The organism is Streptomyces sp. NPDC001927 (assembly GCF_053594455.1).
Genome location: NZ_JBSFEN010000003.1, coordinates 99580 through 118054, shown reverse-complemented (window position 1 = coordinate 118054; position 18475 = coordinate 99580). Strand labels below are relative to the sequence as shown.

Annotated in this window: 5 protein-coding genes; 4 read left to right on the top strand and 1 reads right to left on the bottom strand. The window is 72.9% G+C overall.

Annotation, left to right across the window (positions count from 1 at the left end):
* Positions 1-63 precede the first annotated feature (63 nt).
* Positions 64-1011, bottom strand: coding sequence for a methionyl-tRNA formyltransferase (locus ACWCO8_RS08125; RefSeq protein WP_362008419.1), 948 nt, complete (start codon positions 1009-1011; stop codon positions 64-66).
* Positions 1012-1258: 247 nt separating this feature from the next.
* Here ACWCO8_RS08125 and ACWCO8_RS08120 point away from each other — a divergent pair, with 247 nt between their 5' ends.
* From ACWCO8_RS08120 to ACWCO8_RS08105, 4 genes are all read left to right on the top strand, one after another.
* Entirely contained in the window at positions 1259-2611 is a 1353-nt protein-coding gene (locus ACWCO8_RS08120) for a lysine N(6)-hydroxylase/L-ornithine N(5)-oxygenase family protein (RefSeq protein ID WP_451031524.1), read from the top strand.
* Positions 2612-2828: 217 nt separating this feature from the next.
* Positions 2829-3875: an iron-siderophore ABC transporter substrate-binding protein gene (locus ACWCO8_RS08115; RefSeq protein ID WP_451031523.1), complete on the top strand. Its 1047-nt coding sequence runs from the start codon at positions 2829-2831 to the stop codon at positions 3873-3875.
* 92 nt (positions 3876-3967) lie between these two features.
* Entirely contained in the window at positions 3968-18232 is a 14265-nt protein-coding gene (locus ACWCO8_RS08110) for an amino acid adenylation domain-containing protein (protein ID WP_451031522.1), read from the top strand.
* Complete coding sequence (locus ACWCO8_RS08105) at positions 18229-18441, top strand: MbtH family protein (protein WP_451031521.1); 213 nt, start codon at positions 18229-18231, stop codon at positions 18439-18441. The genes ACWCO8_RS08110 and ACWCO8_RS08105 overlap by 4 nt, the downstream gene beginning before the upstream one ends.
* Positions 18442-18475 lie beyond the last annotated feature (34 nt).

Below are 18475 nucleotides of genomic sequence, written 5' to 3'. Positions count from 1 at the left end.
CCCAGTCATTCCGTATGGAGCCGGCGCCCCCAGGACCGTCTGGGGGCGCCGGAGTTCGGGTGGTCAGGGGCGGCTGGTGAGGTAGCCGCCCATGGAGGTGAAGTACTCCGTCGCGGGCAGCTCCCGGCCGTCCTCGGTCCGTACGCGGGTGATCGCGAGGCCGTGGTTGCGGCCGGTACGCGCGTCGGCGCCGGCGACGATCACGACGCCCTCGCCCTCGCGGTAGAAGATCCGGCCGGGCGTGCCGCCGTAACGGCCCTCGGAGACCACGGCCGAGAGGACCTCGAGGCGCTTGCCCTTGTGGAAGGCGAACGCGGCCGGGTAGGGCGCGGACTGGGCGCGGACGAGCCGCTCCAGGACGTCGGCGGGCCAGTCCCAATTGATCCGGATGTCCTCCTCGGACCGCTTGTGGAAGAAGCTGGCCTGCGAGCGGTCCTGCTTGGTGAACTCGGTCTGCCCGGAGGCGATCAGGTCCAGGGCGCCGACCGTGACGGGGGCGATGAGGTCGACCGTCTTGTGGAACAGGTCGGTGGCGGTGTCCGTGGGCCCGATCGGCACCGCGCGCTGGTCGACGATGTCGCCGGCGTCGAGCACCTCGTCCATCATGTGCGCCGTGACGCCGACTTCCGACTCGCCGTTGATCATCGCCCAGATGATGGGGGAGAAGCCGGCGTACTTGGGCAGGAGGGAGTCGTGGATGTTCAGCGTGCCGTGGCGGGGCAGCGTGTAGATCCGCGGCGGGATCCAGGTCCGCCAGTTGTTGGCCACGATGATGTCCGGGTCGGCGTCCTTGAGCCGCTGGAACAGCTCCTCGTCGTCGGGCCTGTTGCGGATGACGACCGGAACGCCGTGCTCCTCGGCCAGGTCGGCGACCGAGTCGCTCCAGATCTTCTCGTACGCGTGCTCGCTCTTGGGGTGCGTCACGACCATGACCACGTCGTGCTCGGAGTCCAGGAGAGCTTGCAGGGTGCGGTGCCCCCAGGTCTGGTAACCGAACATGACGACCCGCATGGGGTTCCTCCTCAGAAGAGCGAATGACCGCGCCAAGTAAAGCAAGCCTTACCTAAGGATGCAACGGCCCCTCATTTCACGCCCGTTCGCCGCCGTCATCTCTCGCTTGTCCGATTTGCCCAGTCGACAGTTCAAGTCAGGTCAGGTTAGCTTTACCTAAGTTCGGCTGGCCGGGGTCAACGGCGAGGTCGGCGACCGTCTTTTCACCCACGCCTCACTGGCGGCTGTCCCGCACGATGGGAGTGACATGTCACAGGTTCTTCCTGGCGACACCCCTCTGGTCCACGACCTCATAGGTATCGGCTTCGGGCCGTCCAATGTGGCCATGGCGATCGCGCTGAGCGAGCACAACGCTCGCGTCGGGAGGCAGGAGGCGGTCACTGCTCACTTCTTCGAGCGCCAGGCGAGCTTCGGCTGGCACCGCGGCATGCTGATCGACGACGCCACCATGCAAGTCTCCTTCCTCAAGGACCTGGTGACGCTCCGTAACCCGTCGAGCGAGTACACCTTCCTGCGCTATCTGCAGAGCAAGGGCCGGCTGATCGACTTCGTCAACCACAAGAACCTCTTCCCGCTCCGCGTGGAGTTCCACGACTACTTCGAGTGGGCCGCGGCGAAGGTCGACGACATGGTCTCCTACGGCCACGAGGTCGTCTCGGTCGAGCCCGTGGTGCGCGACGGCGTGGTCGAGTACCTCGACGTCACCGCCCGCTCCGGCACCGAGACCGTGGTCCACCGGGCCCGAAACCTCGTCATCGGCACGGGACTTCGCCCTCTGATGCCGGAAGGTGTCGAGCGGACCGACCGCGTCTGGCACAACTCCGACCTGCTCGCCAAGGTGGACGGGATCGAGGGCACCGACCCCAAGCGCTTCATCGTGGTCGGCGCCGGCCAGAGCGCCGCAGAGAACGTGGCGTACCTGCACCGCCGCTTCCCGCAGGCCGAGATCTGCGCGGTCTTCTCCCGCTACGGCTACAGCCCGGCGGACGACAGCAGCTTCGCGAACCGTATCTTCGACCCGGCCGCCGTCGACGAGTACTACACCGCTCCCGACGACATCAAGCGCCGGCTGATGGACTATCACGGGAACACCAACTACTCGGTCGTGGACATCGATCTCATCGACGACCTGTACCGGCAGGCGTACCAGGAGAAGGTGCTCGGCAACGAGCGGCTCCGCTTCCTCAACATCTCGCGCCTGACGGGCGTCGAGGAGGCCGGGGACACCGTCCGCGCCACCGTCACCTCCCTCGTCACCGGCGAGGAGAACGTCCTCGACGCCGATGTGGTCGTCCTCGCCACCGGCTACAGCCAGGCCGAGCCGCTCGGCCTCCTCGGCGACGTCGCCGGGCGCTGCCACCGCGACGAGCAGGGCCGGGTCCGGGTCGAGCGGGACTACCGCATCGCGACCGACCCCGAACTGCGCTGCGGCATCTACCTGCAGGGCGGCACGGAGCACACGCACGGCATCACGTCGTCGCTGCTCTCCAACACCGCGATCCGGGTCGGCGAGATCCTCGACTCGATCCTGGGCCGGAAGCCGGAGCCCGCGCCGGGCGTGCCCCAGAAGGTCGCCGACGGCATCGGCTCGGTCCGCTGACGCCACGCGGCCGCTGACGCCCGGTCAGCGGGTCCCGCTCGGTCCGTCCGACGCGGCTGGTCCGTCCGGTCCCGCCGGCCCGTCCCGCACCGTCGGCCGAGGGGCCCCTCCTCCCCAGGGCCCTTCCTTAAGCCCCCACTCGCCCCACCCGCCGCCTCGCGTCGTCGTACGCGGTGGGCGAGGCACGCACTGTGTCATCCCCGTGAAAGGAACATCCGTGTCCACAGGTACGCGCCCCTCTCTGACGCGCTTCGTCAGATACGTCCCCAGGGTGGCCGTCGCCACCGTCGCCGCGCTCGCGCTCTCCGCCTGTGGGGGCGGCAGCGAGAAGGCGGAGTCCAAGCCCTCGGGCGAGGCGAAGCCCTCCGCGTCCACCGCCTTCCCGGTGACCGTGGAGCACAAGTACGGCAGCACGACCATCGACGCGGAGCCGAAGAAGGTCGTCACCCTGGGCCTGTCGGACCAGGACGCGGTTCTGGCGCTCGGGATCAAGCCGGTCGGGGCGGTGGACTGGTTCAAGGAGACGCCGTACGGCAAGTGGCCGTGGACGAAGGACAAGTGGGGGTCCACGAAGCCGGAGATCGTCGGCGAGCGCGACGAGTACAACATCGAGAAGATCGCGGCGCTCAAGCCCGACCTGGTGATCGCCCAGTACTCGGGCATGAAGAAGGAGCAGTACGACACGCTCTCCAAGTTCACCAAGGTCGTCGCCCAGCCCAAGGACCTCCCCGACTACGGAGCCTCCTGGCAGGTCATGACGCGGCAGATCGGCAAGTCCCTCGGCAAGACCGCCGAGACCGAGAAGCTGATCACCGACATCGACGCCCGCTTCAAGGCCGTCCGTGACAAGCACCCCGAGTTCGCGACGAAGACCATCGCCGTCGCCGATAGCTTCGAGGCCGGCAAGTACTCGGCCTTCACGAAGACCGACCCGAAGGCGATCTTCTTCAACGAGCTCGGCTTCAAGCTGAAGCCCGAGATCGACACCCTGGCCAAGCCGGGCTGGAACGTCGCCGAGCTGAGCGCCGAGAAGCTGAACGTCCTCGACGTCGACCGCCTGGTCTGGGTCACCTCCAGCACCGAGGCCAACGAGCGCATCAAGGCCGAGCCGCTCTACAAGAAGCTCAAGGTCAATTCGGAGAAGCGCGACCTGTTCGTGCCCTACCAGGACCCGGACATCGGCGCCGCGTTCTCCTTCAACACCGTCCTGTCGATCCCGTACGCCATCGACCAGGTCGAGCCGCTGATCGCGGCCATCAAGTAAGAGCCGTCACACCGGCATCCCGCCCGTCCGCCGAGCTCTCGCGGACGGGCGGGCCTCACTGACGTACCACCAGGGAAAGGCCCATTCGAACGATGTTTGACGTCGCGTCGGACCGGACGTCCGCTTCCGGAACACCCGTCACGGGCGGGCAATCCGGCATCTGGCTGGCCCAGCAGATCGACCCGGACAGCTCCGCCTACAACATCGTGTTCGCCCTGGACCTGCGCGGCGACGTCGACCTCGACCGTCTCGCCGCCGCCGTGCGGCAGTCCGTCGGCGAGGCCGAGAACCTGCACGTGCGCGTCACGGCCGAGGACGGCGTCCCCCGTCAGACGCCCGCCCCCGCCCCCTTCGACCTTCCCGTCGTCGACCTGCGCGGCGCCGCGGACCCCGCGCGCGAGGCCGCCGACTGGATGGCCGCCGACCGCGAGCGACCGGTGGACCTGGCCGGTGGCCCCCTCTTCGGCCACGCCCTGCTGCGCCTCGCCGACGACCACGTCCTCTGGCACCAGCGGTACCACCACATCGTCACCGACGGCATGGGCGTCGCCCTCGTCACCCGCCGCGCCGGTGAGCTCTACACCGACGGCGACCTGGCCCCCGCGCCCCGCGACTGGGCGCTCTCCCGCCTCGTCGACGCCGACCGCGCCTACCGGGCCTCGGCCGCCCACCAGGACGACCGCGCCTACTGGCTGGACCGGATGGCCGGCCGTGCCGAACCCGTCCGCCTCGTCGAGCGCGCCCCGCTGCCCATGACCCGGCGGCTCCGCCGTACGTCGGAGCTGTCGGCCGAGCGGACCGACCGCCTGAACGCCGCCGCCGAGCGCGCCGGCACCCGCGTCTCCCGGGTCCTCGTCGCCGCCGTGGCCGCCTACCTGCACCGGGTCAGCGGCGAGCAGGACCTCGTCCTCGGCCTGCCGATCGCGGCCCGCCAGGACGCCGCGTCCGCCGAGGTCCCCGGCATGGTCTCCAACATCGTGCCGCTCCGCCTGGCCGTCCGCCCCGGCACGACCGGCACCGAACTCCTCACCGCCGTACGGCACACGGTCGGCGAGGCGGTCGCCCACGGCCGCTACCGCGCCGAGGACCTGGCCAGGGAGCTGGGCCTGCCCGACGGCGTCAACGAACTCGTCGGCCCCACCGTCAACGTCCTGCCCCGCCCCGAGGACCTCCGCTTCGGCGACCACGCGACCGAACTCGAACCGGTCTGGCTCGGCCCCGTCAGCGACCTGGCCCTCAGCTTCGCCGAGTGCGACGGCGGGCGGGGCCTGCGCGTCCACCTCGACGCCGACGCCGCCGTCTGCGACGAGGAGACCCTCCGGGGCCACGAGACCCGCTTCCTCGCCCTCCTCGACGCCTTCACCGAGGACCTCGACCGGCCGGTCGGCCACATCGAGCTCACCTCGCCCGCCGAACGGTCCCGGATCCTCGGCGAGTTCGGCGTCGCCCCCTGCGACTCGCCCGAGCTGACCTGGCCCGAGGCCTTCGAGCAGCAGGTCCGCCGCACTCCCGACGCCGTCGCCCTCGTCTGCGAGGACGTGGAGCTGACGTACGCCGAACTCGACGCGCGGGCCAACCGACTGGCCCGGCTCCTGCTGACCCGGGGCGTCGTCGCCGAGGACGTCGTCGCCGTCGCCGTCCCGCGCTCCGCCGAACTCGTCGTCTCGCTGCTCGCCGTGATGAAGACCGGCGCCGCCTACCTGCCGCTGGACGCCGACCACCCGCAGGACCGGATCGCGTACATGCTCGCGGACGCGGGCGCCCGTACGGTCGTCACCACCCACGAGCTGTCCGCCGCCCTGCCGGACGCCCCCGGCGTCACCCACCTGCTGCTCGACGAGCCGTCGGTCGCCGCCGAGTGCGCCGCGCTCGACGCCTCGGACCTGAACCTGGCGATCGCGCTCGACCAGGCCGCGTACGTCATCTACACCTCGGGCTCCACCGGCCGGCCCAAGGGTGTCGTCGTCTCCCACGACGGCGTCGGCAGCCTCGTCGCCACCGCCACCGAACGCATCGGCATCACCGCCGAGAGCCGCGTCGTCCAGTTCGCCTCCGTCGGCTTCGACGTGACGGTCTGGGACCTCATCATGTCGCTCTGCGTGGGCGGCCGGATCATCGTCGTCCCCACCGAGCGCCGCGTCGCCGGGTCCGCCCTCACCGAGTACATCGGCCGGCACCGCGCCACCCACATGATCCTCCCGCCGTCCCTCGTCTCGGCCCTGCCGCAGGAGTGCGAGCTGCCCGACGGCGCCGTCCTGATCGTCGGCACGGAAGCGGTGCCCAGCGAGCTCATCGCCCGCTGGCACGGACGGCTCCAGGTCGTCGTCGCGTACGGCCTCACCGAGGCAACCGTCAACTCCACGCTCTGGGTCGCCACCACCGACCGGCCCGGCCCGGCGCCCATCGGCGAACCCGACCCCAACACCCGTGCCTACGTCCTCGACTCCGCGCTGCGGGTCGTTCCGGTCGGCGCCGAGGGCGAGCTGTACGTCGCCGGGCGCGGCCTCGCCCGCGGCTACCTCGGCCGGCCCGGCCTCACCTCCGAGCGCTTCGTCGCCGACCCGTACGCCGACGAGCCCGGCGCGCGGATGTACCGCACGGGCGACCGCGTCCGCTGGGGCGCCGACGGCAACCTGGAGTTCCTCGGCCGCTCCGACGGCCAGATCAAGATCCGCGGCCACCGCATCGAACCCGGAGAGATCGAGAGCGCCTTCATGGCCTGCGAGGGCATCGCCCAGGCCGCCGTCCTGGTCCGCGAGGACCACCGCAGCGCCAAGCGGCTCGTCGCCTACCTGGTCGCCGAGGCCGGTACGGACCCCGAGGCCGCCGTCGCCGCCGCGCGCACCCGGATCGCCGAGGCCCTGCCCGACTACATGGTCCCCTCCGCCGTCGTACGCCTCGACGGACCGCTGCCCCTGACGCCCAACGGGAAGCTGGACGGCCGGGCCCTGCCCGAGCCCCGGTGGACCGCGACGGCGGGCGGCGACGCGCCCACGACGCCCGCCGAGACCGCGCTCGCCGCGCTCTTCGCCGAGGTGCTGCGGCTGCCGGCGGTCGGCGTCCACGACAGCTTCTTCGAGCTGGGCGGCGACAGCATCGTCGCCATCCAGCTGGTCAACCGCGCCCGCGAGGCCGGGCTCGCGATCACCCCGCGCGACATCTTCCGCCAGCGGACCGTGTCGGCGCTCGCCCGGACCGCCGACTCGGCCGCGGCCCCCGCGGCCTCCTCCCGGGCCGTCGTGCCCGCTCTCGACGAGGACGCGCTGCCCGTCTCCCCGCTCCAGGAAGGTTTCTTCTTCCACGCGGAGTTCGACCGGGACGTCGCCGACCTCTACGTCGTCCAGGAGCTCCTCGACCTCGGCGGCACCGTCGACCCGGCCCGGCTCAAGGCAGCGCTCCAGCTGCTCCTCGACCGGCACCCGCTGCTGCGCGCCGCGTTCCGCCAGCTTCCCGGCGGCCAGGTCGTCCAGCGCCTCGCCGACCACGCCGAACTGCCGTGGAGCGAGGCCGACACCGCCCGCACCGAGCTCGCGGAGGTGCTGCGGCAGGACCGCGCCGAGGGCTTCGACCTCGCCCGCCCGCCGCTGATGCGGGCCACCCTGATCCGCGACGGGCAGCGCCACCGGCTGCTGCTCACCCTGCACCACGTCATCGCCGACGGCTGGTCCGTCTCCGTCCTGCTTCGCGAACTCACCGCCGCCTACCGGGGTGAGACCCTGCCCGAGCCGCCCGCGCCGCAGCCGTACCTGGCCTGGCTCGCGGGCCGGGACCTGGACGCCGCCCGCGAGGCCTGGCGGCACGCCCTGGCCGGTCTGGACGGCCCGACCCGGCTGCCCGCCCTCGCCACCGGCGACCAGGCAGGCGCGCCCGTCGCGCTGCCCGAGCACGTCGACGTCCGGCTCCCCGAGTCGCTCACCGCCGACCTCACGGCCCGCGCCCGCAGCCACGGACTGACCCTCTCGACCGTCGTCAACGGGACCTGGGCGCTGCTCCTCGGCGGTCTCACCGGCAGCCAGGACGTCGTCTTCGGCACCACCGTCTCCGGCCGCACCACCGAGGTCGAGGGCCTGGACGCGGCCGTCGGCCTGTTCATCAACACCGTGCCGGCCCGGGTCACCCTGCGCGCCGACGAGTCGCTCGCCGAGCTGCTGCTGCGCGTGCAGGACGAGCACGCCGGGCTCCTGGACCACCAGCACCTCGGCCTCGCCGAGATCCAGCGGATCGCGGGCGGCGCCGGCGGCGGCGAACTCTTCGACACCCTCGTCGTGTTCGAGAACTACCCGACCGGCGACCTCGCCACCGACGCCGACCCGGAGGCGCTCCGCCTCATCGGCGCCGAGGTCTTCGACGCCGTGCACTACCCACTGGCGCTCATCGTCGAGCAGGGCGGCGACGGGCTCGCGCTGCGCTTCAAGTACGACGCGGCCCGCCTCGACCAGCTCGCCGTGGCCGTGATCGCCCACCGCTTCGAGGCACTGCTTCGGACCCTGGTGGCCGACGCCGACCGCCCGGTCGCCCGCGTCGGGCTGCTCTCCGAGCGCGAGACCGAGCGCCTCGCCGCGCTCAACGCCACCACGCGCCCGCTGCCGGACGCGGACGCCACCCTCGCCTCCCTCTTCGCCGCGCAGGCGGCCAGGACGCCCGCCGCGCCCGCCGTCGTCTTCGAGGGCACGACCCTGTCGTACGCCGAACTCGACCGGCGCGCCGAGGCCCTGGCCCGGCGGCTGCGGGCGCGCGGCGCGGGCCCCGAGCGGTTCGTCGCCGTCGCCGTGCCCCGCTCCGCGGAGCTGATGGTCGCGCTGCTCGCCGTGCACAAGGCGGGCGCCGCCTACCTGCCCGTCGACCTCGACTACCCCGCCGACCGGGTCGCGTTCATGCTCGCCGACTCCGGCGCCCGTACGGTCCTCACCACCGCCGAGGCGTCCGGCCGGCTGCCCGGCGCGGCCGCGGACCTGGAACACGTCCTGGTGGATGGGCCGGCCGAGGAGGTCCCCGACACCGACGTCGTCCACGCCCGGCCCGACCACCCCGCGTACCTGATCTACACCTCCGGCTCCACCGGCCGTCCCAAGGGCGTCGCGGTCACCCACCGGGCGATCGTCAACCGGCTCGCCTGGATGCAGGACGCGTACGGGCTCGACGCCGACGACCGGGTGCTCCAGAAGACCCCGTCCAGCTTCGACGTCTCCGTCTGGGAGTTCTTCTGGGCGCTGATCGAGGGCGCGACCGTCGTCCTCGCCCGCCCCGACGGCCACCGCGACCCGGCGTACCTCGCCGAACTGATCCGTGCCGAGCGGATCACGACCCTGCACTTCGTGCCGTCGATGCTCGCCGCGTACGTCCAGGTCATGGAGGCCGCCCCCGGCGCACCGGAGTGGGCCGCGAGCCTGCGCCGCGTCTTCTGCAGCGGCGAGGCCCTCACCGGCCCCGACGCCCGACGCTGGTCGGAGCTGACCGCCCGGCGCGGCACGGGTTCCGTGCCGCTGCACAACCTGTACGGACCCACCGAGGCGGCCGTCGACGTCACGTACTTCCCGTACGAGGGCGGCACCGAGCTCGCCGTACCGATCGGCCGGCCCGTCTGGAACACCCGCCTGTACGTCCTCGACTCCTTCCTGCGCCCCGTCCCTGACGGCGTCCCCGGCGAGCTGTACCTCGCCGGCGTCCAGCTGGCCCGCGGCTACCACGACCGGCACGGCCTGACCGCCGAGCGGTTCGTCGCCGACCCGTTCGGCGAGCCCGGCGCCCGGATGTACCGCACCGGCGACCTGGTCGGCCGGCGCGCGGACGGAGCCGTCGAGTACCTCGGTCGGACCGACCGGCAGGTCAAGGTGCGCGGCAACCGGATCGAACTGGGCGAGATCGAGGCCGCGTTGGCCGCCCTCCCGGGCGTCGCCCGCGCCGCGGTGATCGTCCGCGACGGCGCCCTCCTCGGCTACGCGGTGCCGGCTCCCGGCGCCGCCCCGGACGCCGAGGCGCTCCAGCGGGCGCTCGCCGAGGCGCTGCCCGCGGCGATGGTCCCGACGGCCGTCATCACCCTCGCCGAGCTGCCGCTCTCGCCCAGCGGCAAGCTCGACCAGAACGCCCTGCCCTCGCCGTCCGTCGCCCCCCGGGCCGGTGGACGCGCGCCCCGCGACGAGCGGGAGCGCGCCCTGTGCGAGATCTTCACCGACGTCCTCGGCCTCCCGGGGATCGGTGCCGACGACGACTTCTTCATGCTCGGCGGCGACAGCCTCAGCTCCATCTCCGTCGCCACCCGGGCCCGTGAAAGGGGACTGACCATCAGCCCGCGCGATGTGTTCGAGCACCGTACGCCCGCCGCGCTCGCCGCGACGGCCGCGCAGATGCCGGACGAGCCCGCCGCCGAGACCGCCCCCGAGGCGCCCGCGGCCGCGGTGACCGTGTCCGCCGCCGACGCCGGGCAGGCCGCCGCCGCCCTGCAGGCGATGCTCGCCGCGCAGGCCCAGTCCGGCGCCGCCGTCGACCCGGCCCTGAAGGCGCTGCTCGACCAGCTGACCGCCGGTGCTCCGGCGGAGCCCGAGGCCCCCGCGCCGCTCGGCGGCCTCGAACTGACCGAGGAGGAGACCGCCCGCGTCGAGGCCGTGGCCGGGCTCCCGGTTGCCGACGTCTGGCCGCTCTCCCCGCTTCAGGAGGGCATGTACTTCCACGCCACGTACGACACCGGTGACGCCCTCGACGTCTACCTCTCGCAGGAGACCCTGGACTTCGACACCGCGCTGGACGCCGACCGGCTGCGCGCCGCCGGCCGGGCGCTCCTGGAGCGCAACGCGAGCCTGCGCGCCGGCTTCACCAGCGACGGCCTGCCCCGGCCCGTGCAGTTCATCGCCGACGGCGCCGAGATCCCGCTGACGGTCACCGACCTCGGCGGACTCTCGCCCCAGCAGCGGACCGTCCGGATGGACGAGCTGCTCGCCGCCGACCGCAGGCAGCGCTTCGACCTGTCGGCGCCGCCGCTCTGCCGCCTGCACCTCATCCGGCTCGGCGACGGCCACGACCGGCTCGTCGTCACCCACCACCTCATCCTCTGGGACGGCTGGTCCGCGTGGCTGTTCCTGGAGGAGCTGTTCACGCTCTACGAGCGGGCCGGCGACACCACCGGGCTGCCCGCCCCCGGCTCGTACCGCGACTACCTGGCCTGGCTTGACCAGCAGGACACCACCCGGGCCCTCGGCGCCTGGCGCGACGCGCTCGCCGGCTTCGACGAGCCGACCCTGGTCGCCCCGACCGGCCGCGACGCGGGCCCGGTCCTCCCGGCCGACCTCGACGCCGTCCTGTCCCGGGAGGCGAGCGACCGGCTGCGCAGCCTCGCGCGGCAGCACGGCCTCACCCTCAACACGGTTCTCAACGCCGCCTGGGGCCTGGTCCTCTCGGCCATGACCGGCCGCTCCGACGTCGCCTTCGGCACGGCGGTCGCGGGACGGCCCGCGGAGGTGCCCGAGGTCGCCGGCATCATCGGCATGTTCCTCAACACCATCCCGGCCCGGGTCGCGTTCGCCCCGGACGAGCCGCTGCTCGACCTGCTGCGCCGCATGCAGTCCGAGCGCGCCGCCGTCATGCCGTACGAGTACGTCGGCCTCGGCACGCTCCAGCAGGAGACCGGGCACCGCCGTCTCTTCGACACGCTCTTCGTGCTCCGCTCCGCCGACGGCGAGGACCGGGCCGCCGCGCTCCGGCAGCGCCACGGCATCACCGACGTGTCGAACGTCGACGGCACCCACTTCCCGCTCACCCTGATCGTCACCCCCGAGACCCGGCTCCGGGTCACCCTCGCCGCCCGGCCCGACCTCTTCGACGTGGAGGCGTCCGCCACCATCCTGGCCCGGTTCACGGCCGTCCTGGAGCGGATCGGCGAGCTGCTCGCCGCCCCGGACGCCCGGACCGCTCGTACGGTCGCCGTGGACCTGCTGCTGCCGAAGGAGCGCGCCACGCTGACGGCCGAGTGGGCCGGCAGCCGGGAGCCCGTGCCGAACGAGACCATCGCCGACATGCTGACGGCCCAGGTCGCCCGCACCCCGCACGCGGTGGCCCTGGTCTTCGGTGAGCGGTCCCTCACGTACGCCGAACTCGACGCGCACATCAACCGGATCGCCCGCCTGCTCCTCGCCCGGGGCGCGGGCCCGGAGAAGGCCGTGGCGCTCGCGCTGCCCCGGTCCATCGACATGGTCGCCGCCCTCTTCGCCGTCCTGCGGACCGGCGCCGCCTACCTGCCGCTCGACCTGGACCACCCGGCCGACCGGCTGCGGCTGATGATCGAGGACACCGGACCGCTGTGCGTGGTCTCCACCGAGGCCGTCGCGCCGACCCTGCGGGGACCCGGCGGAGCGCCCGAACTCCTCCTGGACGACCCGGCCGTGGCCGCCGAGCTGGCGGCCCTTCCCGGTGGGGAGATCACCGACGCCGAGCGGCCCGCCTTCGCCCATGACATCACCGACCGGCTCGAGCACCCGGCGTACGTCATCTACACCTCCGGCTCCACCGGCCGGCCCAAGGGCGTCGTCACCCCCTACCGGGGCCTGACGAACATGCAGCTCAACCACCAGAAGGAGATCTTCGACCCGGCCATCGCCTCGGCCGGCGGGCGGCGCCTGCGCATCGCCCACACCGTCTCCTTCGCCTTCGACATGTCGTGGGAGGAGCTGCTCTGGCTCGTCGAGGGCCACGAGGTCCACGTCTGCGACGAGGAGCTGCGCCGCGACGCCGAGGCCCTGGTCGCCTACTGCGACCGGTACGAGATCGACGTGGTCAACGTGACGCCCACGTACGCCCAGCTGCTCATCGAGGAGGGCCTGCTCCAGGACGAGGAGTCGGGCCCCGGGCACCACCGGCCCGCCCTCGTCCTGCTCGGCGGCGAGGCCGTCTCCGACACCGTGTGGTCGACGCTGGCCCGCACCCCGGACACGTACGGCTACAACCTGTACGGGCCCACCGAGTACACCATCAACACGCTCGGCGGCTCGACGACCGACAGCCGTACCCCCACGGTCGGCAGGCCCATCCGCAACACCCGCGCCTACGTCCTGGACGCGATGCTGCGCCCGGTCCCGCCCGGCTGCCCCGGCGAGCTGTACATCGCCGGCACCGGCCTGGCCCGCGGCTACCACGACCGCCCCGGCCTGACCGCCGAACGGTTCGTCGCCGACCCCTTCGGCGAGCCCGGGGAGCGGATGTACCGCACCGGCGACCTCGTACGGGAGCGCTACGACGGCCTCCTCGACTTCCTCGGCCGCACCGACGACCAGGTCAAGATCCGCGGCTACCGCATCGAGCTCGGCGAGATCTCCACGGCCCTGTCCTCGCACCCCGAGGTCGCCCACGCCGCCGTCGTCGTCAACGAGAGCACCGGCACCAAGCGCCTCGTCGGCTACTTCGCGCCCGAGGCCGGCACGGAGCCCGGCGAGGAGCTGATCCAGCGGCTGCGCGAGCACCTGAAGGCCGGGCTGCCCGACTACATGGTCCCCTCCGCGCTCGTCCCGGTGGAGACGCTGCCGCTCACCGTCAACGGCAAGCTGGACGTACGGGCCCTGCCCGCCCCGGACTTCGCGGGCTCGGGCACCAGCCGCGCCCCGCGCACCCCGCGCGAGGAGACGCTCTGCGCCCTCTTCGCCGAGATCCTCGGCCTGCCCGAGGGCAGCGTCGGCATCGACAGCGACTTCTTCGAGCTCGGCGGCCACTCGCTGCTCGCCACCCGGCTCGTCAGCCGCGCCCGGACCGCCCTCGACACCGAACTCGCCATCCGCGACCTGTTCGAGGCGCCCACGGTCGCCGAGCTCGTCGAGCGCGCGGACCGCGCCGGCAGTGCCGCCCGGCCGGCCCTGACCGCGGGGGAGCGGCCCGACGAACTGCCGCTCTCCCACGCGCAACAGCGGCTCTGGGTCATCCAGCAGATCGAGTGCACCTCGGCCGCGTACAACTTCCCGCTGGTCATGAGGCTGCGCGGCGCCTTCGACGCCGACGCGTGGGCCAGGGCGCTCGGCGATGTGACCGCCCGCCACGAAGCCCTCCGTACGGTCTTCACGCAGCGCGACGGCCAGGCGTTCCAGCGGGTGCTGCCCGCCGACCGGGCCTGGCAGCCCGTGGAGCGCATCCACGACGTCACCGAGGACCAGGTCCCCGACCTCGTGGAGACGCTCGTCAACCGGCCGTTCGACCTCGCCACCGAACTGCCCGTGCGCACCACGGTGATCGGCCTCGCCCCCGAGGACCACGTCGTCGTCCTTCTGCTCCACCACATCACCACCGACGAGTGGTCGGACCGCCCGTTCCTCCGCGACCTCGCCACCGCCTACGCGGCCCGCCTCGCCGGCGCGGCACCGGAGTGGGAGCCGCTGCCCGTCCAGTACGCCGACTACGCCCTCTGGCAGCAGCGTCTGCTCGGCGACCCGGCGGACGCCGACAGCCTGGCCGCCCGCCAACTGGAGTACTGGCGTACGACCCTGGACGGCGCCCCCGAGGAGCTGGAGCTGCCCACGGACCGGCCCAGGCCCGCCCGCCCGGCGTTCTCCGGCGCCGAACTGGACATCGCCTTCGACGCCGACGTCCACGAGGGCCTGAAGCGGCTCGCCCGCGAGACCGGCGCCAGCATGTTCATGGTCGTCCACGCCGCCGTGGCCGCGCTGCTGCACCGCATGGGCGCCGGTACGGACATTCCGCTCGGCTCGCCCATCGCGGGGCGCGGCGACGAGGCCCTCGACGACCTGGTCGGCTTCTTCGTCAACACCCTCGTGCTCCGTACCGATCTGAGCGGCGACCCGTCCTTCACCGAGCTGCTCGCCCGGGTCCGGGAGACCGACCTCGCCGCGTTCTCGCACGCGGACGTGCCGTTCGAGTCGGTCGTGGAGAAGCTCAACCCGACCCGCTCGCTCTCCCGGAACCCGCTGTTCCAGGTGATGGTCGGCTACCACGCCCGTACCGGCGACGGCCTCGAACTGCCCGGCCTGAGCGCCGACTACGTGCCGTTCCGCATCCGGTCCGCCAAGTTCGACCTGGTGTTCAGCTTCACCGAGCACACCCCGGCCGACGGTTCCACCGGCTCCCTGGCCTGCCGCCTGGAGTTCGCCACCGAGCTGTTCGACCACGAGACCGTCGAGCGCCTCGGGGCGCGCCTGCGGGCGCTCGTCGCGGCCCTCGTCGCCGCACCCGAGGAGCCCGTGTCGCGGGCCGAGATCCTGGCCGGCGACGAACGGCACCTGGTCCTGGAGGGCTTCAACGGCACCGCCCGCGAGGTCGACGAGGAAACGTTCCCGGCCCTGTTCGCGGCGCGGCTTGCCGAGCGCCCCGACGCGGTCGCCGTCGTGGACCGCGACCGGACCGTCACGTACGCGGAGCTCGACGCCCGCGCCAACCGGCTCGCCCGGCTGCTCGCGGCGCGTGGCGCAGGGCCCGAGAGCGTGGTCGGTGTCGCCGTGCCCCGCTCGGTCGACATGGTCGCCACGGTGCTCGCCGCGCTGAAGCTGGGCGCCGCGTTCCTGCCGCTCGACCTGGTCCACCCGGCCGACCGGCTGACGTACATGATCGAGGACTCGCGGGCCGCGCTCGTGGTCGGCACCGAGCCGGTCGCGGGCAAGATCCCGCAGGTGGTGGGCGTACCGGTGGTGCTGCTCGACGAGCCGTCGGTCGCCGCCGAACTGGCCGGCCGGCCCGAGAGCGCCGTCGAGACGGCGCCGGTCCACCTCGACCAGGCCGCGTACGTCATCTACACCTCCGGCTCGACCGGTCGCCCCAAGGGCGTCGTCGTCCCCCACGAGGGCATCGCGAGCCTTGTGGCCACGGCGGTCGACCGCATGGGCCTGGAACACGACAGCCACGTCCTGCAGTTCGCCTCGATCGGCTTCGACGTCTTCGCCTTCGAACTGTCGATGGCGCTCTGCCACGGCGGCCGGCTCGTCCTCATCACGGACGAGGCCCGGGTCGCGGGCCCCGCGCTCACCGACTTCCTGGCCGAGCACGCGATCAGCCACATGATCCTGCCGCCGTCCCTGGTCTCCGCGCTGCCGCCCGGCTGCGCCCTGCCCGACGGATCGACCGTCCTGGTCGGTACGGAGACGGTGCCGCCGGACGTGTTCGAGCGGTTCGGCGCCACGGCCCACCTGATCTGCGCCTACGGACTCACCGAGGCTACGGTCAACTCCACGCTGTGGGCCTCCCGGGAGCACGGCGGCCGCCCGTCCGGCCGGGTGCCCATCGGCCGTCCGGACCCCAACACCCGTTGCTATGTCCTGGACGACCACCTGCGGCCCGTCCCGCCGGGCGTCGTCGGCGAGCTGTACGTGGCAGGCCGCGGCCTCGCCCGCGGCTACCTCGGCAAGGCCCCGCTGACCTCCGAGCGGTTCGTCGCCGACCCGTTCGGTGCCCCCGGCAGCCGGATGTACCGCACCGGCGACCGCGCCCGCTGGCGCGCGGACGGCAACCTCGACTTCCTCGGGCGCGTCGACACCCAGGTGAAGGTCCGCGGCTTCCGCATCGAGCTGGGCGAGATCGAGGCCGCGCTCGCCGGACACCCCTCGGTCGCCCAGGCCGCCGTGGTTCCCGACCGCGACGGCGACATCGTCCGCCTGGTCGGCTACGCGGTGCCGGAAGCGGGGGAGGTGGATCCGCAGGACCTGCGCGCCCATGTGGCCGGGCAGCTGCCCGAGTACATGGTCCCGGCACTCGTGATCGCGCTCGACGGACCGCTGCCGCTGACCCCCAACGGCAAGCTGGACCGCAAGGCGCTGCCCGTACCGGACTGGGCGGCGATGACCGGCGACGCGCAGCCCGCCAACGCGACACAGGCCCACCTCGCCGAACTGTTCGGCGAGATCCTCAAGCTGGAGAAGGTCGGCGTCCACGACAACTTCTTCGCGCTCGGCGGCCACTCCATGGCCTCGATGCGGCTCCTCGGCCGGATCCGCGCCGAGTTCGGCGTGGAGCTGAGCATCCGCGACGTCTTCGACGCGCTGACCGTCGCCGGCATCGAGGCCAAGCTCAAGGGCGCGGCCACGGCCCGCCCGGCGCTGCGGACCGGGGCGTACCGCCCCGAGCGGCTCGCCGAGGCGGCACCGGTGCAGCGCTGGCAGTGGGACGCCCACTACGGTCGCGAGCGCTCGGCGGCCTTCGACCACGCGCTGGTGCTGCGCTCGCCCGGTGGTCTGGACGCCGCCGCGCTGTCCGCCGCGCTCACCGACGTGGCCGAGCGCCACGAACCGCTGCGCACCCGGTACCGCGAGGACAAGGGCACGCTGTACCAGCTTCGGGCGAAGCCCCTGGCCCTGCGGACCGAGACGTGCGACGACCCGGAGGCCCTGGAGGCACGCCTCGCCGAACTGGCGGCCGGCGCGCCCCGAGCCGACCGCGAGGCACCGCTCGGTGCCCACCTCCTGACCGCCGGCACGGGGGAGCAGGCCCTGCTGCTCACCATGCAGTACCTGGTCGTCGACGAATGGTCGGTCGTACCGCTCTTCCGCGACCTGACGTCGGCCTACCAGGCCCGCACGGAAGGCCGGGCCCCCGCGTGGCAGCCGCTGCCGGTCTCGTACCGGGACTACGCCCACTGGGCCCACGAGGTCCTCGGCGACCTGAGCGACCCGGAGAGCCTGGGCGGCCGCCAACTCGGCTACTGGACCAAGGCGCTGGAGGACGTCCCGCTCAGGATCGCCCTCCCGGCGGACGGCCCGCGCCGCGCGGGCGCGCCCGGCGCGGACCACGTCGGCTTCGTCCTCGACGAAGAGCTGCACGCGGGCGTGGACGAGCTGGCCCGGGCGACCGGCACCAGCATGTTCATGGTGCTCCACTCCGCCCTTGCCGCGGTCCTCACCGCCCATGGCGCGGGCACGGACCTGCCCATCGGCACGATGGTCGCGGGCCGTACGGACGACCAGCTGGCCGACCTGGTGGGCTGCTTCTTCAACACGGTCGTGCTGCGCACGGACACCGGGGGCGACCCGACCTTCGCGGAGCTGCTGTCCCGCGTACGGGAGACCACGCTCAGCGCCCTCGACCGGCAGGACGTCCCGTTCGAGGAGGTCGTCCGTGCGACCGGACTGCCGCCGAAGGGCCCGCAGGTCATGGTCATCCACCACGAGCAGGCGGACCTGGAGCGGCTGGAGGGCGGCATCGGCTCCCTCGACGCCGTACCGACCGGCTCCACCCGCGCCGATCTGACCCTCAGCTTCTACGAACCGCAGGGCGACGGGCCCGTCCACTGCGGCCTGATCCACGCCACCGACCTGATCGGCACCGCGAAGGCGCGGAGGCTCGCCGACGAACTGCAGAGGCTGCTGCGTAGTGTGGCAGCCGACCCCGAACAGCCGCTCTCGGAGCTTTTCACCACCATGTCCACAAGGAGTGACCACGCATGAGCACCAACCCGTTCGAGGACCCGCAGGGCAGCTTCCTGGTCCTGGTCAACGACGAGAACCAGCACTCGATCTGGCCCTCGTTCGCCGAGGTCCCCGCCGGCTGGCGGACCGTCTTCGGTGAGGACACCCGAGAGGCGTGCCTCGCGTACGTCGAGGAGAACTGGAAGGACCTGCGCCCGGCGAGCCTCGCCACCGCCCAGCAGGGCTGACCGGACCCCGGACCCCCGGGACACAGAGACGCCG

What these genes read in the sequence shown, in the direction of transcription:
- ACWCO8_RS08125 (WP_362008419.1), bottom strand. Translation starts at nt 1,011, where the DNA reads ATGCGGGTCGTCATGTTCGGTTACCAGACCTGGGGGCACCGCACCCTG.
- ACWCO8_RS08120 (WP_451031524.1), top strand. Translation starts at nt 1,259, where the DNA reads ATGTCACAGGTTCTTCCTGGCGACACCCCTCTGGTCCACGACCTCATA.
- ACWCO8_RS08110 (WP_451031522.1), top strand. Translation starts at nt 3,968, where the DNA reads ATGTTTGACGTCGCGTCGGACCGGACGTCCGCTTCCGGAACACCCGTC.
- ACWCO8_RS08105 (WP_451031521.1), top strand. Translation starts at nt 18,229, where the DNA reads ATGAGCACCAACCCGTTCGAGGACCCGCAGGGCAGCTTCCTGGTCCTG.